19 protein-coding genes are annotated in these 21,791 nt (G+C 68.7%); 11 read left to right on the top strand and 8 right to left on the bottom strand.

The features are described 5' to 3' along the window. Positions 1 to 172 precede the first annotated feature (172 nt). Positions 173 to 943 carry a hypothetical protein gene (locus tag AB0I12_RS30060; protein WP_359935796.1) on the bottom strand — a complete coding sequence of 257 codons (771 nt, stop codon included), beginning with the start codon at positions 941 to 943 and terminating at the stop codon, positions 173 to 175. Positions 944 to 1,202: 259 nt separating this feature from the next. Between AB0I12_RS30060 and AB0I12_RS30055 the strand changes: the two genes are divergently transcribed. From AB0I12_RS30055 to AB0I12_RS30040, 4 genes are all read left to right on the top strand, one after another. Next, positions 1,203 to 1,445, top strand: a complete 243-nt coding sequence (locus AB0I12_RS30055) for a hypothetical protein (protein ID WP_359935794.1) — start codon at positions 1,203 to 1,205, stop codon at positions 1,443 to 1,445. After that, positions 1,442 to 1,978: a DUF6879 family protein gene (locus tag AB0I12_RS30050; protein WP_359936178.1), complete on the top strand. Its 537-nt coding sequence runs from the start codon at positions 1,442 to 1,444 to the stop codon at positions 1,976 to 1,978. Before AB0I12_RS30055 ends, AB0I12_RS30050 begins: the two co-directional genes overlap by 4 nt. Beyond that, positions 1,947 to 2,828 (top strand): helix-turn-helix transcriptional regulator, encoded by an 882-nt coding sequence (locus AB0I12_RS30045; protein ID WP_359935792.1) that lies wholly within the window; start codon positions 1,947 to 1,949, stop codon positions 2,826 to 2,828. The genes AB0I12_RS30050 and AB0I12_RS30045 overlap by 32 nt, the downstream gene beginning before the upstream one ends. Positions 2,829 to 3,258: 430 nt before the next feature. After that, positions 3,259 to 4,209, top strand: a complete 951-nt coding sequence (locus tag AB0I12_RS30040) for a hypothetical protein (protein WP_359935790.1) — start codon at positions 3,259 to 3,261, stop codon at positions 4,207 to 4,209. Positions 4,210 to 4,967: 758 nt separating this feature from the next. Here the strand turns inward: AB0I12_RS30040 and AB0I12_RS30035 are convergent. Continuing rightward, positions 4,968 to 6,371: a S8 family serine peptidase gene (locus AB0I12_RS30035; RefSeq protein ID WP_359935788.1), complete on the bottom strand. Its 1,404-nt coding sequence runs from the start codon at positions 6,369 to 6,371 to the stop codon at positions 4,968 to 4,970. Positions 6,372 to 6,626: 255 nt separating this feature from the next. Here AB0I12_RS30035 and AB0I12_RS30030 point away from each other — a divergent pair, with 255 nt between their 5' ends. The 5 genes from AB0I12_RS30030 to AB0I12_RS30010 all read left to right on the top strand — a co-directional run bounded on the left by AB0I12_RS30030 (position 6,627) and on the right by AB0I12_RS30010 (position 11,034). Continuing rightward, positions 6,627 to 7,358: a GntR family transcriptional regulator gene (locus AB0I12_RS30030; RefSeq protein WP_359935786.1), complete on the top strand. Its 732-nt coding sequence runs from the start codon at positions 6,627 to 6,629 to the stop codon at positions 7,356 to 7,358. After that, entirely contained in the window at positions 7,355 to 8,671 is a 1,317-nt protein-coding gene (locus tag AB0I12_RS30025) for an MFS transporter (protein WP_355694128.1), read from the top strand. Before AB0I12_RS30030 ends, AB0I12_RS30025 begins: the two co-directional genes overlap by 4 nt. 88 nt (positions 8,672 to 8,759) lie before the next feature. Further along, a complete protein-coding gene (locus AB0I12_RS30020; protein ID WP_359935785.1) occupies positions 8,760 to 9,740 on the top strand; it encodes an ATP-binding cassette domain-containing protein in 981 nt (326 codons plus the stop codon). Continuing rightward, entirely contained in the window at positions 9,737 to 10,549 is an 813-nt protein-coding gene (locus AB0I12_RS30015; RefSeq protein WP_359935783.1) for an ABC transporter permease, read from the top strand. Before AB0I12_RS30020 ends, AB0I12_RS30015 begins: the two co-directional genes overlap by 4 nt. A gap of 41 nt (positions 10,550 to 10,590) precedes the next feature. Continuing rightward, positions 10,591 to 11,034, top strand: a complete 444-nt coding sequence (locus AB0I12_RS30010; protein ID WP_359935781.1) for a VOC family protein — start codon at positions 10,591 to 10,593, stop codon at positions 11,032 to 11,034. On the opposite strand, the gene AB0I12_RS30005 is transcribed toward AB0I12_RS30010, so the two are convergent. Then, on the bottom strand, positions 11,031 to 12,383 hold the full coding sequence (locus AB0I12_RS30005; RefSeq protein ID WP_359935779.1) for a serine hydrolase domain-containing protein: 1,353 nt from the start codon (positions 12,381 to 12,383) through the stop codon (positions 11,031 to 11,033). The genes AB0I12_RS30010 and AB0I12_RS30005 overlap by 4 nt on opposite strands. An 85-nt stretch (positions 12,384 to 12,468) precedes the next feature. Here AB0I12_RS30005 and AB0I12_RS30000 point away from each other — a divergent pair, with 85 nt between their 5' ends. Further along, entirely contained in the window at positions 12,469 to 15,714 is a 3,246-nt protein-coding gene (locus AB0I12_RS30000; RefSeq protein ID WP_359935777.1) for a BTAD domain-containing putative transcriptional regulator, read from the top strand. On the opposite strand, the gene AB0I12_RS29995 is transcribed toward AB0I12_RS30000, so the two are convergent. The 5 genes from AB0I12_RS29995 to paaI all read right to left on the bottom strand — a co-directional run bounded on the left by AB0I12_RS29995 (position 15,711) and on the right by paaI (position 19,986). Further along, the gene (locus tag AB0I12_RS29995) at positions 15,711 to 16,337 is read right to left on the bottom strand and encodes a TetR/AcrR family transcriptional regulator (protein ID WP_359935775.1); all 627 of its coding nucleotides are present in this window, start codon (positions 16,335 to 16,337) and stop codon (positions 15,711 to 15,713) included. The two genes, AB0I12_RS30000 and AB0I12_RS29995, sit on opposite strands and share 4 nt — an antisense overlap. Positions 16,338 to 16,413: 76 nt before the next feature. Continuing rightward, positions 16,414 to 16,941 carry a DinB family protein gene (locus AB0I12_RS29990; RefSeq protein WP_359935773.1) on the bottom strand — a complete coding sequence of 176 codons (528 nt, stop codon included), beginning with the start codon at positions 16,939 to 16,941 and terminating at the stop codon, positions 16,414 to 16,416. A 113-nt stretch (positions 16,942 to 17,054) separates the two neighbouring features. Further along, positions 17,055 to 18,353: a phenylacetate--CoA ligase PaaK gene (gene paaK / locus AB0I12_RS29985; RefSeq protein ID WP_359935771.1), complete on the bottom strand. Its 1,299-nt coding sequence runs from the start codon at positions 18,351 to 18,353 to the stop codon at positions 17,055 to 17,057. Positions 18,354 to 18,362: 9 nt separating this feature from the next. Then, on the bottom strand, positions 18,363 to 19,565 hold the full coding sequence (gene pcaF, locus AB0I12_RS29980; RefSeq protein ID WP_359935769.1) for a 3-oxoadipyl-CoA thiolase: 1,203 nt from the start codon (positions 19,563 to 19,565) through the stop codon (positions 18,363 to 18,365). Next, positions 19,555 to 19,986, bottom strand: coding sequence for a hydroxyphenylacetyl-CoA thioesterase PaaI (gene paaI, locus AB0I12_RS29975; protein ID WP_359935767.1), 432 nt, complete (start codon positions 19,984 to 19,986; stop codon positions 19,555 to 19,557). The genes pcaF and paaI overlap by 11 nt, the downstream gene beginning before the upstream one ends. 71 nt (positions 19,987 to 20,057) lie before the next feature. On the opposite strand from paaI, the gene paaN reads away from it, so the two are divergent. Further along, positions 20,058 to 21,731 (top strand): phenylacetic acid degradation protein PaaN, encoded by a 1,674-nt coding sequence (gene paaN / locus AB0I12_RS29970; RefSeq protein WP_359935765.1) that lies wholly within the window; start codon positions 20,058 to 20,060, stop codon positions 21,729 to 21,731. Positions 21,732 to 21,791: the final 60 nt, after the last annotated feature.

Here is a 21,791-nt window from a genome sequence, read left to right as displayed (position 1 = left end):
CGCTCGTCCGCCCCTTCGTCAACGGGGCGCAGATCTCCGGCCGCCGAGTCGTGGAATGTGGTTGTGATACACCGCCGCGATCCACGACTCGGCGACGGCCATCGGAGCCAATCGCCACGACTCGGCGGGTCCGCGATCATGGAGGCACGCTGACGGCTTCGGGCAAGCGGGTTCAGCGATGCGCCGGACCTGCTTGTAGTGCAGGGCTGATGGCTGGGCGAAGGCGAAGCAGTCCTTCAGGCAGCGTGTCGGCCCATTCGGCCATCTCGGCGGTGACCCGGAACGGTTCGACCATCACGAAGGGCTGAGCTTGTGCGTCGGCGCCGGTGCCGAAGGACTCCAGGCGCCACGCCCGCCAATGGGCATGCAGGACGTCGTAGAGCTCGTCGATCTGCGCGCGGGTGAACCGGCTTGGCACCACGCAGAGCTGATTGGGCAGCTTCGGGGACAATCGCCGGATTGCCTCGTCGACGTCGGTGGCGGCGACGACGAGGACCTCCTGGTCCAGGGACGGACGGAAGATCACCTGGTTGACGATTGCCCCGGACGCTCGCAGGTCGCCGAGATCGAAGTCCAGCTCGAAGGTCACGACGTCGCGACGCCAGCCACCGCGGGGCGGCGGGCAGGGTGGATCCGTCCACTGCGCAAGCGGCTCCGGAGCAGGGATCTCCGTCGTCTGTGCCTCGACCTCGATGATCTGGTCGCGCCAGATCCCGACCACCAAGACGTCGCCCGGGACCCGGTTCGGTGGAGCGTCGCTGAAGACTGCATCGACGTCGACCCCCGTCAGCCGGATCGAACGATCAGACTTCCAGTCAGGCGGTCTGAAGGTCAGATCATGGACGCGAGCCACGTCCAGCCAATCACCATCAGCACGCACCACGAGCCGCCCGCAGGTCCGGACTCGATCGCCGACCGCGAACACCAAATCCTTGGCTGCCATGACTACATGGTCCGCCGGCGTGCCGATTGTGACCCCCCGGCAACTCAACTCGCCCGGAACCGATCACTCACTCGTCCGAGGGTGAACCTCGGCGCCCGTAGCCCTTCACGATGCCCTGATCCCGCGGCTGAGCGCTGTTCTTCGTCTGCGCTCTCACCACGCGGTGCGTGAACTCGCCGGTGATGTTGCGCCGACTGACACGCGGGAGCATCATCGAAACAGACAGATTTCTCCGAGTTTCGAGCAAGGAGGCAACGTCATGCGAGCCCGTTTCCTCGGCAAGGACCCTGAGTCTCAGACGAGTAACTCACCGACGCTGTTCGCGACCGACCGGCCTGACCGGGTGACCTACATAGCCCAGGGCTGGAAGGTCACCGACCCGGATGTGCTGGCCGACGTGAACGCCGTCGCGCCGGTGCCGGACCACGAGACACTGATCGAGATGCCGGAGGATGTCCTGAAGATGTACGCGCTTCGGTACATCGAGGAGCAGGGCCACTGACCAGCGAGCCGGCGCCGTCGCTCTGGGAACTGCTCAACAGCTTTGAGCACACAGCGTTTCGACTCGAGGTGCGCGACCGCTACAACGAGCCCGATGAATCCGAGCCGCTCACCAACTTCCTGGCCGGCGACCGAGACGAACCGGCATGGATGAGTGAGTGGCTTGATCTGGTCCGGGGCGCGACAGCGACCGGGCGGCGGTTCGCCCGGGTCCGGGTCGTGACCGTTCCGCTGACCGACTACAGCCGCTTCGGTCTGTGGTGCTCAGGTTTCACCACCCGGGCCGGAGAAGACATTCGGTACCTGCCGCGCGATCAGGCCGACGCTGCAGGCGTACCCGATCACGACTACTGGCTCTTCGACTCGCGCACCCTGATGCGGATGAACTTCGACGACGAGGAGGCGTTTCTCGGTACCGAGTTGATCAGCGATCCGGCCGAGATCGTGCAGCACAATTACTGGCGAGACGCCGCCTGGCACGAAGCAGTACGACGGGACGACTTTGCCGGCCACCAACACCTCGGACGCGGTTAGCGTCCACGAGGCGCGCACAGCCCTCGGCAAGCGACTCCGCCAACTTCGCCAGTCATCCGGAATGACTGGTCGGCAGTTCGCGGAGTCGCTCGCATGGCCGCCGTCGAAGGTGTCCAAGATCGAGAACGGCCGGCAAACGCCCACCGACGACGACCTTCGCGCCTGGGCGCGCGCCAGCGGTCAGGAATCCGAAATCGACGCGCTGCTCGCTTCTCTGCATACGTTGGAGTTGCAGTACGCCGAGTGGCGTCACCTCATGCGCGCCGGCCATCGGCCACAGCAGGCGCAGCTCATGGAATGGGAGCAGAAGACCCGACTGTTCCGGATCTTCGAGGCGACCGTCGTTCCCGGGCTACTACAGACCGCGGAGTACGGGCGTGCGCGGTTCTACGAATCGGTACGCCGACTCAAGGCGCCCAACGACGCGGACGAGGCCATCGCCGCCCGTCTCCGTCGGCAGGAGATCCTCTACAGGCCAGGGAAACAGTTCCACTTCGTGCTGCCCGAGGCCGCACTCCGGCTGCGTCTGTGCCCGACCGACGCCCTACTCGGCCAGCTCGACCGCCTGGCATCCGCTTCTCACCTGCCCAATGTCCGCCTCGGCATCATCGCAACGAGCACCGAGTACACCATCTCTCCCTGGCACGGATTCTGGATGTACGACGACAAGCGGGTGGTCGTCGAGACCTTCAGCGCCGAACTCGACCTCCGCCAACCACAAGAGATCGAGCTGTACGCCGACGCATTCGAGCAGCTAGCCGCCGTCGCCAGTTACGGCCATGCCGCGCGACAAATCATCGGCCGCGTGATGTCTGAACTCGCCTCCGAGCCAGACAATCGGACCTCCTGATTTCGCTGCCGACCGGTCACTTTCGATCAGTCGAGAAATCCGAAGAAATCCTCACCCGTGCCTTCGCCTCCTCGACCTAGCGTGGTGAACGCCCGAACAGATCCAGTGATGGGGGCGACATGAGCAAGACAGACACGAACGCAGCGAGCTCCGCACGCCCCGACGTCGAGTGGGCAACCCATCCTCGTAACACCGAAACAGGCTGGCCAGAGCTACACCCCGCCGACCTCTGCGACGGCGAGAACCCCATGACCGGCCGCGCCTGCGCACGAGGCCACCACAACGGCTACCACCGCGACCCCAGCGGGGCCGAATGGCTGGATGACTAGCAAGGTGGATGGGCTTGGTGGCCGGCTGCTGCGCCAGGCGCTCTACGCACATGCCGACGCTCGTGCGTGTAAGTCCATCCGCTACCTGCCAGGATTGCCGTGTGGGGAAGCGATGGGATGAGACCTGGCATCGACTCCGCGAGTGGACCTCGGGGCAAAGCCCGGCTGAGCGCCTCGCAGTCCAGATTCTGCTGGCCGAAGGTTTCAATGAGGTCGACCCGAGTCATCCGCTTGGCGGGAAAGACGGCGGTAAGGACGCTGTGTGCGTACGCGATGGTGTGCACCACATCGCGGGGTTCTATTTTCCGCGAGGGCAGCAGTCATTCGCCCACATCAGGGCGAAGTTCACCTCCGACCTCAAAGCTGCTAGAGAGCGCAATGACGCTGAGGCGTTCGTGTTCGTCACGAACCAGGAGCTCCTGCTCGCGGAGCGACCGCTCCTCGAGGCCGCGTGGCCGGATCACGTGACCCTGTATCACCTTGAACGCGTGACCGGAATTCTCGACCAGCCGGCACTAGCGAGCATCCGAGCCCAGTTCCTCAACATCGACGAGGAGCCGAGTGCGAGCGGCGGCGACGGCGGAAGCGGCGCCATCTTCGGTAACCGTGGAACAGTCATCGGAGGCAACGCGGGGCGTGGCGGTATGGGTGGTAGCGGTGGCCGTGGCGGCAGCGGAACGGTATTCGGAGACGACGGCCTAGTGATCGGCGGCGATGGCGGCGACGCGGGCAGTGAAGATGGCCGGGGAGGTCGCGGAGCCCGGGGGCCGACGGAGCGGTACGGGTTTGAGACCTGGAAGTGGGGATTCGGCCGTGGAGGAGGAGGCCCGGACGCCCCCGAGTACACCCGCAGACTGGGGGTCTTGATCCAGATCCGGCAGGAGTACTTGGACAAGTTCGCCGAAGACGCGCCCTACATCCTGGCTGGCATCGACGTGGTTCCGGTCGCATGGTTGAACCAGCGCCTTGACGAGCTAGGTGAAGGCTGGCACGTCGTCTGGGGCAAGGAAGGATACGTACTGCCGCCGCTCCCACGAGGAGTCGCCGACTGACCAGAAGTCTGTTCAGGTGTCGGTGCGGCGGACAGAACTGCCGATGTGTGTGCGATGCCGTTCGCCAGCGCCGCGGGAAGGTTGGGTAGATGGGTTCAGCAGACGCGGGAGGAGGTGCCCAGGTGGTGCGCGCAGAGGCTGATCGCGACCGCTACTGGCGTGATCGCGACTGGCTTACCTACGCGGTGCACGAATTGCCGGCCGGCGTTCTCGGCGGGCCACATGCCGCGACCGCGTCCGAGTGTCACGAGATGTTGGCGGGGTTGGAGGAATTCTCCGGCCTATGCACTCGGCTCGGCTTGGACGGCCACCAAGAATTCATTGAAGGGTGCCGCTGGCACTTCGAGCACTATCCGCACTATCTCAGCCGACGCCGCCACTTCGCGGACTACGAGAAGTACACCCGTGATCGCAGGGGTCCACTACGTGTGGTCGACCCGCCGCCTCCGCCGCGATCGCTCGGACGATCCTGACTCTCTTCGGCTTCCATCGGGGCTCCACCTACGTCCACTCCACGAAGCATCCAGCCGTGCTGCGGGCGATCAGCTGGTAGTCGCTCGCGAGCGCTAGCGAGCAGAAGGCGGGCGGCAGCCCGCAGGTCGTCGGCGGTAGCCGGCAGTAGATGCACCGGCGCTGAGCCGGGGGTGGGTGGGAGCGGCGCGTAGCACGGCGACGGAGGAGTCGTGCGTAGTCGGTGCGTGGGCTGACATCACCTGCTGAATGGAGCGGGGGTCCCGGGCGGGGGACCCCCGCTCGGATCAGGGGGTTACGGCGTCTAGGGCGTCGGCGATGCCTTCGCCGTAGAAGGCGTTGTTGGTGGTGGTGCCGGTGCAGCGGGGGTCGGGGGTGGTGGGGCAGGCGGTGTCGTCGGCTTCCTGGTGGAGGGCGCGTTCGATGTCACGCGGGCCCCACCACGGGTGGGTGGACTTCATCAGGGCCGCCACGCCGGTGACGTGCGGCGAGGCCATCGACGTACCGCTGGCGAGGCCGTAGCGGTTGCCGGGGAGCGTGGAGAGGATCGAGCTGCCGGGGGCGGCGACGTCGATCTTGTTCAGGCCGAAGTTGGAGAAGCTGCTCTTCGCGCGGGCCTGGGTGGTGCTGGCGACGGTGATCACGCCGGGCAGTTCGGTCGGCATGTCGAGGCAGTCGTTGTTGATCGTCCGCGTGACGGGCGTCGTGTCGTTCGGGCTGTTGCGGTCCGTGGTCTTGTTGGACAGGTCGTAGTTCGAGTTGCCCGCGGCCGCGACCGAGAGCGTGCCCTCGTCGGACGCCCACGCGTACGCGCGCCGGACGGCTTCCTGTACGGCGCCCTGGTCGCCGTTGTCCTTGCACCAGAACTCGAACGGGTCGATGAAGTAGCTGTGGTTCGTCACGGCCATGTTGTGCTGCGCGGCCCACACGATCCCGCAGATCGAGTACTCCGGGTAGATGAAGCCGTCGTCGTTCACGACCTTGACGGACGCGATCCGCACGCCGGGCGCGACGCCGACGATGCCGACGCCGTTGCGCGCCGCCGCGACCGTGCCGGCGACGTGGGTGCCGTGCGAGCTGGTCGTCGGCCGCCAGGCGCCTGTGGTGGTGTCCGGTACGCCGTTGTTCACGCAGTTGACCGAGTCGGCGGCGTCGAAGTTCGGCGCGAGATCGGGGTGGGTGTCGTCGACGCCGCTGTCGTTGATGCCGACCAGGACGCTCCGGGAGCCGTCGGTGACCGCGTGCGCCTGGTCCGCCTTGATCTGGACCATGTCCCACTGCTCGCCCTCGCGCGGGTCGAGGACGGGGGTCGCCTCGGCGTCGTCGATGCTGTTCAGCCCGCCGGGGCCTTCGCTGACCGCGGCGGTCCGGGTGGCGCCGACGGACTGCACCTCGCGCCCGTTGTGCGTGGCGCGGATGTCGGTCCGGAAGTTGGGGTTGGTCGATTGCGCGACGACCACACCGAATTGCCGGTACGACGTGAGCACGGTGCCGCCGGCGTCCTTGACCGCGTCTTCGGCCTTGCGGACGTGACCCGGCGTGGCCTTCGTGTTGACCACGTAGTTCATCAGCGGACCGGCGGCGTCGGGCGTGGCGGCGCTGGCTTCGGTCGCGGCGGCGAGGGAGACGCACGCCAGCGCGGCGGCGGACAGGCCGGCCGCCAGCCGGCGGGGACGGGACGTTCGGGACAAGGTGCCTCCTCAGGGCAGCGCCCAGGCGGACGGGCCCAGGCCGATAACCGGAGACTCTAGGACGAATCGCCGACCGGCGGAGTCGTTCATCCACAACGCTAGGGAAACCCTGCATGACGCTCCGTTGCCCACATCCTGTGGATCTGCCTGTGGATAACTCGTGGACAAGCTGGGGAATATCGGCCGCCCGCGGTGGATTACCTGTGTGTGTAAGATAGATACAACACAGATACGAGTCGTATGGGTGGGAGTTCAGTGGCAAGCGGGGAGCCGGTGCAGGCGCCGGACGCGTTGGTGTTGGGTGACGAGACCGCGGAGATCGCCCGCGTGGTCGTCGAGGCGGCGCCGGGGGTGGAGAAGATCCCCGCGGCCGAGCGCGTGTATGCGTACGTGAAGGCCGCGATCCTGGACCGGGCGTATCCCGGGGGCGAGCTGCTCACCGAGGGTGAGCTCGCGACGGCGGTCGGCGTCTCCCGTACGCCGGTGCGCGAGGCGCTGCTGCGCCTGGAGGAGTCCGGCCTCGTCAAGCTGTACCCGAAGAAGGGCGCGCTGGTTCTCCCGGTGCTGCCGCAGGAGATCGAGGACGTCCTCGAGGCCCGCGAGCTGATCGAGACGCACGCCGCCGCCAAGGTGTGGCCGCGCCGCAAGCAGCTGATCGAGACCCTGACGCAGCGCGTCGACGAGATGCGCGCTTGTCGCAAGACCGGGGACGCGAAGAGCTTCCTGGAGGCGGACCGCGCGTTCCACGAGGCCATTGTCGGTGCCGCCGGCAACCAGATCCTCGCCAAGCTCTACAACAGCCTGCGGGACCGGCAGGTCCGGATGGGCGTGCCCGGTATCGAGGTGCAGCCGGCCCGGATGGACAAGTCGATCACCGCGCACCAGGAGATGATCGACGCGCTCGGAGGCAACAGCGTCAAACGCTTCCGCGAGCTCGTCGTCGCTCACATCGCCGAAGCCGCGACAGATCTGCGGGGCACTCGGTGACCGAACTTCTCTTCCCCCTGGGCGGACGGCGAGCCTGGGCGGTGTGGGCCACTGCTGTCCTGACGTACCTCGTGACGGTGCTGCACCGCGGCTCGATGAGCGTCGCCGGACTGCAGGCCGCCGAGCGCTTCGACATCTCCGCATCCGCCCTGGCCAGCTTCACGGTCGTCCAGCTCACGGTGTACGCCGCGATGCAGGTGCCGGTCGGCGTACTGCTCGATCGGTACGGCTCCAAGCGCCTGCTGATCGCTGCGTCCGGTCTGCTCTTCGTAGCGCAGTCAGCCTTCAGCCTGGTCGATTCCTACCCCGCCGCGCTCGCCGCACGCGCCGTACTAGGTGTCGGGGACGCACTGGTCTTCATCAGCGTGCTGCGTGTGGTCATGTCGTGGTTCCCCGCGCTACGCCAGCCGGTGATGTCACAGGCGACCGGAATGCTCGGTGGTCTCGGAGCGATCATGTCGACCGTGCCGATGGCTGCTGCCTTCCACGCCTTCGGCTGGACGCCGACATTCGCTGCTGCGAGCCTGCTGAGCGTGGTGACCGGACTGCTCGTCCTGTTCCTCGTGAAGAACACCCCGTACGACGAGCCGCTCCGCCGCGCCAAGCAGCCGCTGCACGAGGTGAAGCGCAACCTGCGCCGCGCCTGGAAGGAGCCGGGCACGCGGCTCGGCCTGTGGACACACTTCACCACCAGCTTCTCCGGCAGCACGTTCGGCCTGCTCTGGGGCTTCCCGTTCCTGGTGCAGGGTCAAGGACTCGCTCCGACGACCGCTGCGGCCATGCTGATCATTCCGGTGCTGGCCGGCCTCTGCTACGGACCCCTGGTCGGGCGGTACGCCGCCAAGTTCCCATTCTACCGGTCGTGGATCGTGCTGGCGGTGATCGCCGGCTCCGTGGTCATGTGGACCGTCGTACTGCTCTGGCCGGGGCGTGCTCCGCTGCCCGTGCTCCTGCTGCTGATCGTCGTACAGGCTGCCGGTGGACCGGGCTCGATGCTCGGCCTGGACTACGCCCGGACCTTCAACCCGACGACACGGTTCGGCGCGGCCAACGGGATGGTCAACACCGGCGGTTTCATCGCCACGCTGATCTGCATCGGCATGGTCGGCGTCCTGCTCGACGCGTCGTCCGGTGGCGCCCCGCAGTCGATCGACGACTTCAAGTTCGCGCTCGCGTTCCAGTATGTGCTGTGGGCGATCGGCACCCGGCAGATCCTCAAGTACCGGCGGAAGGCCCGCGGTCACCTGGCGCGCTACAACCCGGAGGCGTACCAGGCGCTCCTCGCCAACCAGATCGTCCCGCTGAAAGGCTGAGACAGCGGCCTGACAGCGGAGTGCCAGGCCGGTGCCAGAGCACCGCGGCACGGTAATCCCAGTGAAGTGAGTCAACTGGGAGGAACCGATGACCACAACGAACCAGGTCGCCATCGAGGCGGTCGGCTTGGTCAAGAAATATGGCACTACGACCGCGCTTGCCGGCGTCGACCTGAGCGTGCCGACCGGCACCGTTCTCGGGGTCCTCGGCCCGAACGGCGCCGGCAAGACGACCGCGGTCCGCATCCTCGGCACCCTGCTCCGGCCGGACGGCGGTCACGCCACGGTCGGCGGGTACGACGTCGTCCGGGAGGCCGGCAAGGTCCGCAGCATCATCGGCCTGACCGGGCAGTACGCCTCGGTCGACGAGGACATGTCCGGCCGCCGGAACCTGATCATGATCGGCCGGCTGCTCGGGTACTCGCGGCCGCAGGCCCGCGCCAAGGCGGACGAGCTGCTGGAGCGGTTCGAGCTGACCGACGCCGGTGACCGGATCGCGAAGACGTACTCCGGCGGTATGCGCCGCCGGCTCGACCTGGCCGCGAGTCTGGTCGGCAACCCGAGCATCCTGTACCTGGACGAGCCCACGACCGGTCTGGACCCGCACGCCCGCAACGGCGTCTGGGAGACGGTCCGCAACCTGGTGCTCGACGGGACCACGGTCCTGCTCACCACGCAGTACCTGGAAGAGGCCGATGCGCTGGCCGACTCGATCGTGGTGTTCGACAAGGGCGCCGTGGTCGCGAACGGGCGGCCGGCCGAGCTGAAGGCGCAGGCGGGCAAACAGTCGCTGGACGTCCGTCCGGCGGAGCCCGCGCACCTCGAGCGGGTCGCGGCCATCGTCTCCGAGTCGGTCGGCACCCGGCCGTCCGTGGACGTCGTCAACGCGCTGGTGAGCGTGCCGGTGACGGACGGCTCGTCGATGCCCGTCGTCGTACGGCGGCTGGACGAGGCGGGGATCGCGGTGACCGAGCTGTCGCTACGGCTGCCCAGCCTGGACGAGGTGTTCCTGGCGCTGACCGGGCACACCGCCGAAGAGCAGAAGATCCTGGAAGGAGTGGGCCGATGACCACCGCGACACTCGAGCCGGCGCACGTCGCCAGGCGCGCCAATCCGCTGGCGTGGGTGCAGCAGAGCCTGACGCTGGCCTGGCGGAACGTCGTACGGATCCGGCAGAACCCCGAAGCGCTGGCGGACGTGACGTTCCAGCCGATCATCTTCCTGGTGCTGTTCTTGTTCGTGTTCGGCGGGGCGATCGCGCAGGGCGCCGGCTGGCGTGACTACCTGCCGTTCCTGCTGCCCGGTCTGCTGGTGCAGACGGTCGTGTTCTCCACGATGGGCACCGGGGTCGCGCTGAACGACGACTTCGCGAAGGGCGTGTTCGACCGGTTCCGGTCGCTGCCGATCGCCCGCGTGGCGCCGCTGGTCGGCGCGGTGCTCGGCGACGCGGTCCGGTACACGTTGTCGATCGTGATCCTGATGGGGACCGGGTTCGCGCTCGGCTTCCGGTTCCAGAACGGCGTCGGGTACGGCGTCCTCGCGCTGGTGGTCGTCCTGGCGTTCGCGCTGTCGATGTGCTGGATCTGGGTCTGGCTCGGGCTGTCGCTGAAGACCGCCCAGGGTGTGCAGGGCGTCGCGTTCCTGGTGATGTTCCCGCTCACCTTCGGCAGCAACGTGTTCGTGCAGACCGACACGCTGCCCGGCTTCCTGCAGGCGTTCGTGAAAATCAACCCGGTCAAGTACCTGGTCGACACGATGCGCGGCCTGATGCTCGGCGGCCCGATCGAGAAGCCGCTGCTGATCACGCTGGCCTGGATGGTCGGCCTGGTCGCGGTCTTCGCCCCGCTGGCGATCCGCGCCTACCGCCGCCGTACCTGATATCAGCGAACTTGTCGGTGGTGAGCGCCAGAGTGGTCGGTATGACGACCAACTGGACGCTCACCATCGACTGTGCCGATCCGGCGCTGATCGCGCGCTTCTGGTGTACGGCGCTCGGCTACACGGAGTCCGCTCCGCCGCCGGGCTGGGATACCTGGGAAGCCTGGCTGACCGAACTGGAGGTCCCCGAGGAGGAGTGGGGCGACGGCGCCTCGATCTCCGATCCCGAGGGTGTGCTGCCGTCCATCTCCTTCCTCAAGGTCCCCGAGCCGCGCACGGTCAAGAACCGCCTGCACCTCGACCTCCAGGTGGCCGGCGGCCGCGCGGAACCGCAACACCTCCGCGAGCAACGCATCCGCGCCACCGCCGAAACCCTCACCAAAGCCGGCGCCACCGTGGTCCGGGAAGTCCTGATGGACAACTCCACCGACCTCGACCACCTGTGGATGGCAGACCCTGAAGGCAACGACTTCTGTGTGGTCTAGACGCCGCTGAGTTCGCCGAAGGACAGCGGCTCCCGGGTGCAGAGATAGGTTGCCCAGTGCAACTTTGTGGGATGGCCGGCCGGGTCGCGGGTGATCCGCAGCAGCTCGCCGGTCTCGCGGCCGGAGACGGTGCGGTAGACGTCCTCGGACAGACGCTCGAAGACGGCGGGGGACTGGTACTCGGCGGCGGCCGGGGATTTCGCCTCCAGGACGCCCTGCTTCACCGAGAACACGAACGGCGAGCCCTCGGAGAACCAGGTGCCGAGGACGCCGGACAGCTCGTCGGGAACCGAGGTGCCGGGGACCCAGGCCTCCGGCGGCAGCGGGTCGTCCTCCAGGACTTTGATGATCAGGTCGGTGGCCAGCGCGCTCGGCGCCGGCGACGACGTGGACCCGAAGAGCGCGATCCCCGCCGTACCGGACGCGCGGTCGACGAAGGTCGACGTGATGTGTCCGGGCATCCCGCCGTCGTGGCCGACGAACAGCCGGTCGCCGCGGCGCAGCAGCATGAACCCGAGCCCGAAGGCGAGCTGCCAGCGGTCGACGTCGGCCATGATCTGCACGTGGCACATCTCGTCCAGGGTGTCCTTCGACAGCACCTCGTCGACCGGGCTCGCGACGAACATGGCCCATTTCGCCAGGTCCTCGGCGGTCGACGCGAGCCCGCCGCAGGCGTCCATCGCGCCGATGTCCAGCAACGGCTCGCGGACCGGTACGTCGGACCACGGTGGCACGTAGTACCCGGTCTGCGCCGGCCCGCCGTCCATCCCGACCGTGGTCCGGCGCATCTCCAGCGGGTCCAGGATCCGCGCCTTGACCGCGTCGTACCAGGACCGGCCGTCGAGCCGCGCGACGATCTCGCCGAGCAGCGAGAACACCAGGTTGGAGTAGTGGAAGCGGTGGTGCGGCTTGCCGATCCGCTCCGCCGCGTTCCAGCCCGGCACCAGTTCCTCGCGGGACGGGAACTTCATCAGGTCCCACACGTCGCCGACCGGCTCGCGCTGCATGCCGCTGGCATGGCTGAGCATCTGCCGGACGGTGATGCCCTCGTGCGTGCTGTCCGGGATCAGCTTCTCGATCGTGTCGTCGAGGCTGAGCTTGCCCTCGTCGCGCAGCGCCATGATGGCCACCGCGGTCAGCGTCTTGCTCTGCGACGCGATCAGGAACTGCGTGTCCGCGGTCGGCGGGACGCCGGGCTTCTCCAAGTCCGCCGATCCGATCCCGGCAGACCAGGCCAGCGAACCGGCGCGGGCAACAGCGCCCACCACGCCCGGCACCCGGCCCTTGGCTTGACGTTCAGCGACGATTCTGGAGAGCGCGACCTGGGTCTGCGCGGCGATTTCAGTCACGAACCCCGACCTTAGGCTCCGGGATGACAAAAGGCACGGGTGTTTGGTCGGGAGGATGTGCGAGGCTGGTGGGGTGCGCATAGCGGTGCTTGGGCCTCTCGCGATGTGGGCGGCCGACGGGACTCCGCTCGACATCCGCGGCGTCCGCCTGCGCGGGCTGCTCGCGCGGCTGGCGTTGAGCGCCGGTCGGCCGGTGAGCGTCGAGACCCTGGTCGACGGACTGTGGGGCAGTGAGGCCCCGAGCGCGAACGCTCTGCAGTCCCTCGTGTCGCGCCTGCGGGCGAGTCTGCCGGCCACCGAGTCGAGCGTCTCGGTCCAGTCCGGCCCGGCCGGCTACACCCTGACGCTGGGGCCGGACTGCGTCGACGCCCTCCAGTTCGAAGAGCTGGTACGGCGAGGGCGCGCGCTGCTCACGTCCGACCCGGAGCAGGCGCACGCGCTCCTCACCCAGGCCGAGAAGCTGTGGCGCGGCGAGGCCCTGACCGACCTCCGCGACCTGCCGTTCGCCGCGGTCGAGGCGGACCGGCTCGCGGAGCTGCGCCTGGCCGCGTCGGAGGACCTGGCCGAGGCTGCGGTCAGCTCCGGCCATGCCCGCGACCTGACCAGCGACCTGGAGCGTCTGGCTGTCACCCATCCACTCCGCGAGCGCATCCACGAGCTTCTGATCCGCGCCTTGTACGCCGACGGTCGCCAGGCGGAGGCCCTGGCGGCGTACGAACGTATTCGCACCACCCTGGCCGACGAGCTGGGCGCTGACCCCGGCACACGTCTGCGCGACCTCCACGTCTCTGTACTGCGTGGCGACGCAGTAGACCCGGCCGCGAAGACCGCCGCCGTGCCAGCGCCCGTCGCGCCCCGCAGCAACTTGCGTGCTCCGTTGACCAGCTTTGTCGGCCGCCGGGAGGACGTGGCTGAGCTGACGCGCCTGCTGAGCAACGGGACCCGCTTGGTGACCATGGTCGGACCGGGTGGTGCCGGAAAGACCCGACTGGCCACCGAGACCGGGCGCTCGCTGGTGGGCCAGTCCGGCGACGGCATCTGGTTCGTAGAGCTCGCGCCGCTCGGTGACGCGGCCGATGTGGCGCCCACCGTCCTGTCCACGCTGGGTGCCAGCGAGTACGTCGACATTGCACCGGCGCGCCTTGCGCCCAAGCACATCCCGACCAGCCGCGCAGCGACCCTGCGACTTGTCGAGGTGATCGGTGACCGGCGCATCCTGCTTGTCTTCGACAACTGCGAGCACTTGGTCCAAGAGGTCGCCGGACTTGTCGACTCGCTGCTCGCGTCCTGCCCGCGGCTGCGGGTGCTGACCACGAGCCGTGAGCCGCTGAGCATCCCGGGCGAGCACCTGCATCCGGTCGGTCCCCTCGGGATGCCCCCGGAGCACGCGGCCACCGACGCGTACCCGGCCGTGCAGCTCTTCGTCGACCGCGCCCGCGCCGTACGTCCTGACTTCCAGCTGACCGACACCAACCGGGAGGCGGTCGCGGAGATCTGCCGGCGGCTGGACGGTATGCCGCTGGCGATCGAGCTCGCGGCGGCCCGGCTGCGGGCGCTGACCCCGCCGCAGATCGTGGACCGGCTCGCGGATCGGTTCCGGCTGCTGACCAGTGGCTCCCGGACCGCGCTGCCGCGCCACCAGACCCTGCGCGCGGTGGTGGAGTGGAGCTGGGACCTGCTGGACCCGGACGAGCAGGCGGTCGCCCGGCGACTCTCACTGTTCTCGGGCGGTGCGACGCTCGAGGCCGCGGAGCAGATCTGCAGCGACGAGAGCATCCCCGCCGAGTCCGTGCTCGGGGTCCTCGCGTCCCTGGTGGACAAGTCGCTGGTCGAGGCGGCCGCCGACGAGCGGTCGGTGCGCTATCGGATGCTGGAGACGGTCCGTGCATACGGCGCCGAGCAGCTGAAGGCCTCCGGCGAGTACGAGCGCTTCCGGCACGCGCACCGGACCTACTTCAGCCGCATGCTGCGTAAGGCGCGACCGAAGCTGCGGACCGGTGAGCAGATCGAGTGGATCGCCCGCCTGACCGCCGACAACGAGAACCTGCTCGACGCCCTGCGGACGGCAATTGACGCCGGGTCGGCACGGGTCGCTGTCCAGATGGTCGCCGTCCTGGGTGAGTACTGGACGATGAGCGGTCGCCCCGCCGAAGCGGTGAGCTGGATGCAGGCCGCCCTCGCCGTCCCCGGCCCGACCGTTCCGCTGGACAAGGCCGAGGCGCTGTACCTGCTCGCGCTCGGCCGGATGTCCACCGAGGAGGACCCGGCCACGTCCTTCCAGCAGATGATCCGTGGACTCGCGACGGTCCGCTGGATGACCCGTCGGCACCGGATGCTCGTCGACTCCGGGATCGGCCTGTTCACGAATGCGGTGTGGGCGGCGATCCGGCGGGACAAGGCGACCTGCTTCGCCGAGCTCGAGGCCGCCGGCCGGCACCCGGATCCCTGGATCCGGAACATGGGCGTGATGTGCGGCGCGATGTTCCGCGAGAACGAAGGCGAGATCGAGGAGATGGCGGTCAACCTGACCGTCGCGCTCGACGGCTTCCGCGAGCTCGGCGACCGGTTCGGTATGTCGATGGCGCTGCGCGGCCTCGCGGGCTACCAGTCCGGCCACGGGGAGCACGCCGAGGCGCTCGAGTCGCTGACCGAGGCGCTGCGGCTCGTCGAGGAGCTCGGTACGACGGAAGGCGTTGCCCAACTGCTCGGCAGCAGCGCAATGAGCCGGATCGAGCTGGGCGACCACGACGGCGCCCGGGCCGATCTGGAGCGCGCTATGCGGCTGTCCGAGGAGACCGGCTCGCGCGGCAGCCAGGCGATGGCGCTGATGGGACTCGCGCGACTCGCGCACCGCGCCGGCCGCTTCGAGGAGGCGAAGGAGCTCGCGGAGCGCGGCTACTCGATGCTCGACGCCGCGGCGGAGCGGATCGCACCGCACGGTCAGGCGGCGCTGCTCTCGCAGCTGAGCCGGATCTACGCGTCGACCGGCGACGTCGAGCAGGCGCAACGCTGCGGCCGGGAGGCGGTCCAACTCGCGCTGGGCACGGAGGACATGCCGGTCGCGGCCGCCGTTGTCGAGACGTCGGTGGACTCGTTGGTGCTGGCTGCCCGGACACAGGCCGCCGAGCTGACGGCCGCCGCGCGCACGCTCGGTCTCGCGGCCGCGATCAAGGGCACCCGAGCGATCCCGGACGCCGACGTCCAGCGTCTCGTCGACGGCCTGCGTGATGCCCTGGGCAACGAAGCGTACGAGACGGCGTACGACGAAGGCGCCGCGCTGACCCGCATCGACGCGGTCGCCGAACTCCGCAAGCGCTACGCCACGGATTAGGCCGTAATCAGCTCCACAGCCAGGTCGCGGAGGGAGTTCTGGACCTTCTGCTCCAATGGCCGGGGTTCGGTGAGCATCCAGTCGTGGACGACCGCGTTGACCGCGCCGAAGAACGCCAGCGCGAGGAACCGGAAGTCCTTGCGCTTGATCTCGCCGCGCTCGACCGCGGTGTCGCCGAGGTCCCGGACGTTCCTGATCAGCAGGTCGCGGAACGCGATCCGCTGCTCCTCGACCGCGGGGCTCGCGCCGACCACCTCGACGAACGAGATCCGGGCCCGCCGGAGGTCGGTCATGATGGTCCGCAGGTACGAGTCGACGGCCGCGGTGATTCGCTCCCGAACCGGCCGGTCGGCGGTCCGGCGGAGCGCGTCGCCGGTGCTCCGGACCGCCAGCTCGATCACCTGCGCGTGCACCGCGAGCAGCACGGCTTCCTTGTTCTGGAACTCGTGGTAGAAGTGCCGGGTGGACACTTTCGCCTGTGTGCACAGGCGTTCCACGGATGTCGCCGGATATCCTTCGGTCCCGAAGAGTTCGAGCGCGGCGGCCAGTAGCCGTTCCCGGCGCGCGGCCTTCCACTCCTCGACTGACCGCCCGGAATAACGGCGTACGGAGGGTTCCCTCATCACACCTCTTGTCGCTACCCCGTGCCAGATGCCGGACATCCTATCCACCCCTCGGCGCGGCCGTAACCGGGTTGCGTCACTCCGGTTCGGTGTAGCCCTTCACGCCGTCGATCAGCTCCCGGATGATGTCCAGGTGGCCGACGTGCCGCGCGGTCTCCTCGATCATGTGGCACAGCGCGAACCGCAGGGACGCGGCCTCGCCCTTGGCCGCCCACGGTCCCTTCTCGAGGGTGTCCAGCGGCAGGTCTGCGATCGTCTCGTTGGATCGCGCGCATTCCGCGTCGTACTCGTCGAGCAGTTGGGCGATCGGCACGTCGTCGACGAACATCTCGGCGTCGACGTGTCCGTCCTCGGTCCAGGGCGTCTGGCCGGTGTCGGGAACGCCCATCAGGCCGAGCTGGAACCACGTGTACTCGACCCAGCGCAGGTGGGACACGATCCCGGCCGGGGTCATCAGCGGTGAGGTCGGGAGGACCTTGCGGTGGGCATCTTCTTCACTGAGCCCGGTGCACTTCATCCGGACGAAGGAGCGTTGCAGGTCGAGCCAGCCGATCAGCTGGGTGCGCTCGTCGGCGGTGCGCGGAGGCCGTTGTACTTGAGTCATATGCGCGCACCGTACCGCCGGTCTCGCCCGCCAACCAACCATTTTCCGCGACACATGGCCCCCAGCCCGGGCAGGCCGGCGTACTGCTCTGACTGGCGCCGTGAAACAACCTGCTAGCGGCGGTCGTCCCGGATGCGTTTTGCCTTGCCCAGGGAGCGCTCGAGGGCGTGGGGGGCGACGACCTCGACGGTGGCGGTGATGCCTACTCGGTCCTTGATGCGGCGGGACAGGTTTGCGGCGGCGGTGGTGTGGTCGGTGAGGTCGGGGGCCGCTTCCACCTGGACCGTCAGTTCGTCGAGGCGGTGCGGGCGGGTCAGGACGCAGAGGTAGTGCGGGGTGAGGCCTTCGACCAGGAGGATCTGCTCCTCGATCTGGGTGGGGAAGACGTTCACGCCACGGACGATCATCATGTCGTCGGTACGGCCGGTGATCTTCTCCATCCGGCGCAGCCCGGGGCGCGCGGTGCCGGGAAGCAGGCGGGTGAGGTCGCGGGTGCGGTACCGCAGGACCGGGAAGGCCTCCTTGGTGAGCGTGGTGAAGACCAGTTCGCCCTCGGAGCCGTCCGGGAGCACCTCGCCGGTGACCGGGTCGATGATCTCCGGGTAGAAGTGGTCCTCCCAGATGTGCAGGCCGTCCTTGGTCTCGACGCATTCCTGCGCGACCCCCGGCCCCATCACCTCGGACAGGCCGTAGATGTCGACCGCGTGGATCCCGGTGCGCTCCTCGACCTCCTGACGCATCTGCTCGGTCCACGGCTCGGCGCCGAAGATCCCGATCCGCAGCGACGTGTCGCGGGGATCGAGGCCGCGCTCGGTCATCTCGTCGACGATCGAGAGGAAGTAGGACGGCGTGACCATGATGATCCGCGCCCCGAAGTCCCGGATCAGGTCGACCTGCCGCTCGGTCATCCCGCCGGACACCGGTACGACAGTGCAGCCGAGTCGCTCGGCCCCGTAGTGCGCTCCCAGCCCACCAGTGAACAGCCCGTACCCGTAGGCGACGTGACAGACATCCCCCGCACGCCCGCCGGCGGCGCGGATCGAGCGCGCCATCAGATCGGCCCAGTTGTCCAGGTCCCGCCGCGTGTACCCGACCACCGTCGGCCGCCCGGTCGTGCCCGACGACGCATGGACCCGGACCACCTCGGTCCGGGGCACCGCGAACATCCCGAACGGGTAGTTGTCCCGCAGGTCGTTCTTCGCGGTGAACGGCAGGCGCGACAGATCCTCCAAGGACTCCAGGTCACCGGGCTTGAAGCCGACCGAGTCCAACGCCGCGCGATAGTGCGGGACGTTCTCGTACGCCCGCCGTACGGTTGCCTGCAGCAACGACAACTGGCGGGACCGCAGTTCGTCGACCGACAGCCGTTCACCGGCGTCGCGCAACTCCATCGGGCAGGCATCACCCAGCATGACGACTCCTCAGGGACGGGCGAGCAGGGTCGCGATGCCCTGACCGACGCCGATGCACATGGTGGCCAGGGCGTACCGGGCGTCGCGGTGGCGAAGCTCCAGGGCCGCGGTGAGGGCGAGACGGGCGCCGGACATCCCGAGCGGGTGGCCCAGGGCGATGGCGCCGCCGTTCGGGTTGACGTGGTCGGCGTCGTCGGGCAGGCCGAGTTCCCGCAGTACGGCGAGCGACTGCGACGCGAAGGCCTCGTTCAGCTCGATCACCTCGACATCGGACAGCGCGACGCCGGTGCGGTCGAGCAGCTTCCGCGTCGCGGGCGCCGGCCCGATCCCCATGATCCGAGGCGGTACGCCGGCCGTCGCCGTCCCCACCACGCGGGCAATCGGCGTGACGCCGTGCTCCTCCACGGCCTCCCCGCTCATCACCAGCAAAGCCGCCGCCCCGTCGTTCACCCCGGAGGCGTTCCCGGCCGTCACAGTCCCAGGCGATCGGAAAGGAGTCTTCAGACCAGCCAGGGCTTCGAGCGACGTCTCCCGCGGATGCTCATCGACATCGACAACAGTCACCGCACCTCGCTTCCCCGGCACGTCGACCGCGACGATCTCCTCGGCAAGCCGCCCGTTGGCCTGCGCCTTGGCGGCCCGCTGCTGCGACCGCAGCGCGAAGAGATCCTGATCCTCACGGCTGATCCCGAACTCGGTCGCGACGTTCTCGGCCGTCTCCGGCATCGAGTCGATCCCGTACTGCGCCTTGAGCGCCGGGTTCACGAAGCGCCACCCGATCGTGGTGTCGAACACCTCGGCCTGCCGCGAGAACGCGGTCGTCGCCTTCGGCATCACGAACGGCGCCCGCGACATCGACTCCACCCCGCCGGCCACCACGATGTCGTTGTCCCCGGCAATGATCGACCGGGCGGCGTACGCGACCGCGTCCAGGCCCGATCCGCAGAGCCGGTTGATCGTCGTGCCCGGGACCGAGTCCGGCAGCCCGGCGAGCAGCACCGCCATCCGCGCGACGTTGCGGTTGTCCTCGCCGGCCTGGTTCGCACAGCCGAGGATCACGTCGTCGATCAGCGCCGGGTCCAGCGCGGTCCGGTTCAGCAGCGACGAGATCGCGTGCGCCGCCAGGTCGTCGGGGCGGACCGCCGACAGCGCACCGCCGTACCGTCCGATCGGCGTCCGGACGCCGTCGACGAGAAAAGCCTCATGACTCATGTGCTTCCTCCGAAAGGATCGTTCCGGACAGTTGGCGGCTGCGGCCGCGGAACTCGGCGATCACCTCGTCGCCGCGGGTGACGGTGATGTCGTAGATCCCGTTCCGGCCGAACGCGGTGCGCTCCCGGGCGTCGGCGACGAGCAGGTCGCCGCGGCGGGCCGGGGCCACGAACACGATGTCGCAGGCCTGCGCGACCGTCACCCGGTTGCGGGAGTTGCAGGCGAACGCGAACGCCGAGTCGGCCAGCGTGAACACGAATCCACCATGCGCGATCCCGTGCCCGTTGACCATGTCCTCGCGGACGGTCATCTCGAGCCGCGCGGTGCCCTCGCCGACCGCGACCAGGCGCATCCCCAACCCGGCGCTGGCCGTGTCCTCCGCCCACATCGCCGCGGCCACGCGCGCCGCCAAGTCGTCCATACGCCGCCCAATCGAGAAGAGCCTTGTGACACCCTAGTCCGAATCGCGTCAACGACTGTAACATCGCAGCCATGACCACCGACCTGCTCTCTTCCCACCGCGATCGCCTGAACGGCGCGCTGAAGGCGATCCACGACCGCGGGTACCACTCCGCGTTCCCGGAGTCGCCCAGCCCCCGCGTGTACGGCGAGACCGCGGCGGCCGACGGCAAGGCGGCCTTCGAGGCCCACCTGGGGACGACGTACGCGCTCGACACCCCCGGCGCGCGCGGCACGGTCGTGACCGAGCAGTCGCCGTACGGCATCAGCATGGACGTCTCGTACCCCCGGATGGTCGAGGACGGCCTGGACGAGCTGCTGACCGCGGCGCAGCAGGGTCTCGCGGACTGGCGCCGGGCCGGGATCGACGGGCGGACCGGGGTCACGCTGGAGATCCTCGACCGGCTGCACAAGCGGGTGTTCGAGCTGGCCAACGCGGTTCAGCACACCAGTGGTCAGGCGTTCGTGATGGCGTTCCAGGCCGGCGGCGCGCATGCGCTGGACCGCGCGCTGGAGGCGGTCGCGTACGCGTACGAGGAGATGAGCCGCTACCCGGCCACCGCGACCTGGGAGAAGCCGGCCAAGGGCGACCCGATCCGGATGGAGAAGACGTTCACCGTCACCGGCCGTGGTGTCGCGCTCGTGATCGGCTGCAACACGTTCCCGACCTGGAACTCGTGGCCGGGCCTGTTCGCGTCCCTCGTCACCGGCAACGCGGTCGTCGTGAAGCCGCACCCGCTGGCCGTGCTGCCGCTGGCGATCACCGTCGACGTGTGCCGCGAGGTGCTGGCCGAGGCCGGCTTCGACCCGAACCTGGTCACCCTGGCCGCCGAGCGGGCCGGTGACGGCCTGGCCAAGCCGCTGGCGACCCGGCCCGAGGTGAAGCTGATCGACTTCACCGGCGGCAGCGAGTTCGGCGAATGGCTGGAGCAGAACGCGACCCAGGCGACGGTGTTCACCGAGAAGGCCGGTGTGAACGCGGTCGTCATCGACTCCACCGACTCCTTCAAGGCGCTCTGCAACAACCTCGCCTTCACTCTGAGCCTGTACTCCGGCCAGATGTGCACCACCACCCAGAACCTGTTCGTCCCGGCCGCCGGGATCGAGACCGACGAGGGCCACAAGTCCTTCGAGGAGGTCGGCGCCGGCATCGCGACGGCGATCTCCAAGCTGCTCGGCGACGACGCCCGCGCGGTCGAGATCCTCGGCGGCATCGTGAACCAGGCCGTGATCAGCCGCCTCGAGCTCGCCGACGAGTACGGCGACGTCGTGCTGGCGTCCCGCGCGATCGAGCACCCGGCCTTCCCGGCCGCGGTCGTCCGGACGCCGCTGCTCGTCGCGATCGACGCCAAGGACGCCGAGGTGTACTCCCGCGAGTGCTTCGGCCCGGTGTCCTTCCTGGTCAAGACCGCCGACACCGCGCAGTCGATCGACGTGTTCCGCTCGACCGTCACCGAGGACGGCGCGATGACGGCCGGGATCTACTCGACCGACGAGAAGGTGCTCGAGGAGGCCCGCGAGGCCGCGCTCGACGCCGGTGTCGCCCTCTCGGAGAACCTCACCGGCCAGGTCTTCGTGAACCAGTCGGCCGCCTTCAGCGACTTCCACGGCACCGGCGCGAACCCGGCCGCGAACGCGACCTACACCGACGGCGCCTACGTCGCGGGACGATTCCGCGTCATTCAGTCACGCCGCCACGTTGGGTGAGCGCTTCGCGGGACTCGCGGTCAAGTTGCTGCTGAAGCGTCTTTGAGCTGACCCTGAGGC

The organism is Kribbella sp. NPDC050459 (assembly GCF_040655315.1).
Taxonomy (GTDB): domain Bacteria; phylum Actinomycetota; class Actinomycetes; order Propionibacteriales; family Kribbellaceae; genus Kribbella.
The sequence above is the reverse complement of the archived record's forward strand: the minus strand, read 5'-3'. Positions and strand labels throughout refer to the sequence as shown.

Excerpts from the sequence above, each read along its gene's own strand:
- AB0I12_RS30060 (WP_359935796.1), bottom strand. The coding sequence starts at position 943 with ATGGCAGCCAAGGATTTGGTGTTCGCGGTCGGCGATCGAGTCCGGACC.
- AB0I12_RS30055 (WP_359935794.1), top strand. The coding sequence starts at position 1,203 with ATGCGAGCCCGTTTCCTCGGCAAGGACCCTGAGTCTCAGACGAGTAAC.
- AB0I12_RS30020 (WP_359935785.1), top strand. The coding sequence starts at position 8,760 with ATGACCACAACGAACCAGGTCGCCATCGAGGCGGTCGGCTTGGTCAAG.
- AB0I12_RS30015 (WP_359935783.1), top strand. The coding sequence starts at position 9,737 with ATGACCACCGCGACACTCGAGCCGGCGCACGTCGCCAGGCGCGCCAAT.
- AB0I12_RS30010 (WP_359935781.1), top strand. The coding sequence starts at position 10,591 with ATGACGACCAACTGGACGCTCACCATCGACTGTGCCGATCCGGCGCTG.
- AB0I12_RS29995 (WP_359935775.1), bottom strand. The coding sequence starts at position 16,337 with ATGAGGGAACCCTCCGTACGCCGTTATTCCGGGCGGTCAGTCGAGGAG.
- AB0I12_RS29990 (WP_359935773.1), bottom strand. The coding sequence starts at position 16,941 with ATGACTCAAGTACAACGGCCTCCGCGCACCGCCGACGAGCGCACCCAG.
- paaK (WP_359935771.1), bottom strand. The coding sequence starts at position 18,353 with ATGCTGGGTGATGCCTGCCCGATGGAGTTGCGCGACGCCGGTGAACGG.
- pcaF (WP_359935769.1), bottom strand. The coding sequence starts at position 19,565 with ATGAGTCATGAGGCTTTTCTCGTCGACGGCGTCCGGACGCCGATCGGA.
- paaI (WP_359935767.1), bottom strand. The coding sequence starts at position 19,986 with ATGGACGACTTGGCGGCGCGCGTGGCCGCGGCGATGTGGGCGGAGGAC.
- paaN (WP_359935765.1), top strand. The coding sequence starts at position 20,058 with ATGACCACCGACCTGCTCTCTTCCCACCGCGATCGCCTGAACGGCGCG.